A 1,476-nucleotide genomic window follows, 5' to 3' on the forward strand; every position below is an offset into this window, starting at 1 on the left:
TAGGTCAGGTTGTAGTCGGTGTCCTGCGCGGTCAGTTCGGCGGCAAGCTTCAGTTGCACCGCCACACCGCCCTTCATATCGGTGGCACCGCGGCCGTAGAGCACGTACCCGTCCTCTTCTTCACGCACCGTGGACGGCACGGTACCCAGGGATCCCTCAACGGTGGGCAGGGGCACGGTATCCAGGTGACCGGCAAGGATAATGCGGGTACGCTCGCCCTTAGCGCCGGGCGGCGGCGGGAATTCAGTGCGGGCAATAATGGCGTCCCCGTCACGAGTCAGGTGCAGGTGCGGGCAGAACGACAGCGCCGTGTGCACGGCGTCAGCAATTAGCTGCTCGTTGCCGGAAACCGACTCGTAATCCAGCAGGGCACGGGTCAGCTCGGGCATGGATACGTCCAAGTTCAGGGGCGGAGCCGGAACCGAGTGATGCTCAGAAATATTCGGGGAAACGCTCATCCTTCCACCTTACAGGTTCCCCCGCGCACGCAACGCCCATATCGAGGATATGGGACGCTCTTGAAGGGACACCAATCCCCAAAACTATAATGGACGGTATGTCTGAAAACACTCCCCGTTATGCCTCCGGCGTTGCACTGGTTAATGTTGTTATCTCTGGCGAGCACGCCGGCACCGTCCTGGATGCTTGGTTCCCCGCCCCCTCCCTCACCCAGACTCCTGACCTGTCCATCGCGGACGAGCTGGAGGAGCTGGCCGCTGAGCACCCGGCACGCAATGCTCGCACCGAGGTACGCACTGCCTCCATTAACCTGGATGAGGCACCCGAAGACGCAGTTGACGCATACCTGCGTCTGCACCTGCTCTCGCACACCCTGGTTCGCCCCAACGAGCTGAACCTGGACGGCTTGTTCGGTACCCTGGCGAATGTTGCGTGGACCAACCACGGCCCGGTGCTTGCCGCCGAGTTCCAGAAGCTTGCGATTGGTCTGCGCAAGCTGGGCCACCTGAGTGTGAGCCATATTGATAAGTTCCCTCGCCTGGTGGATTACGTGGTTCCCGCCGGTGTACGTATTGGTGACGGTGACCGCCTGCGCCTGGGTGCGCACCTGGCGTCCGGCACGACCGTGATGCACGAGGGCTTCGTGAACTTCAACGCCGGTACCCTGGGCACCTCCATGGTTGAGGGCCGTATTTCTCAGGGCGTTGTGGTGGGTGACGGCTCGGATGTGGGTGGCGGCGCCTCGACGATGGGCACCCTCTCCGGTGGAGGTACTCAGCGCGTGTCTATTGGTGAGCGTTCCCTGTTGGGTGCGGAGTCCGGTATCGGTATTGCCCTGGGCGATGACTGTGTGGTGGAGGCTGGCCTGTACGTGACCGCTGGTTCGCGCGTGAGCGTTCTGCTGCCCGGCCAGGAGGCGCGCGTGGTGAAGGCTGCGGAGCTGTCCGGTGTGTCGAACCTGCTGTTCCGCCGCAATTCGGTCAGCGGCGCGATTGAGGTTCTGCCGCGTGCGAAGAA

2 protein-coding genes are annotated in these 1,476 nt (G+C 62.7%); one reads left to right on the top strand and one right to left on the bottom strand.

All coding sequences use genetic code 11. The features are described from left to right. On the bottom strand, positions 1–458 hold a 458-nt coding region (locus O3648_RS08275; RefSeq protein ID WP_371569562.1), incomplete at its 3' end, for a M20/M25/M40 family metallo-hydrolase. Between the two features lie 89 nt (positions 459–547). On the opposite strand from O3648_RS08275, the gene dapD reads away from it, so the two are divergent. After that, on the top strand, positions 548–1,476 hold a 929-nt coding region (gene dapD / locus O3648_RS08280), incomplete at its 3' end, for a 2,3,4,5-tetrahydropyridine-2,6-dicarboxylate N-succinyltransferase (protein ID WP_371569565.1).

Origin of the sequence: Rothia sp. 27098_8_161 (genome assembly GCF_041432905.1) — a bacterium.
In the GTDB taxonomy this organism is placed as follows: domain Bacteria; phylum Actinomycetota; class Actinomycetes; order Actinomycetales; family Micrococcaceae; genus Rothia.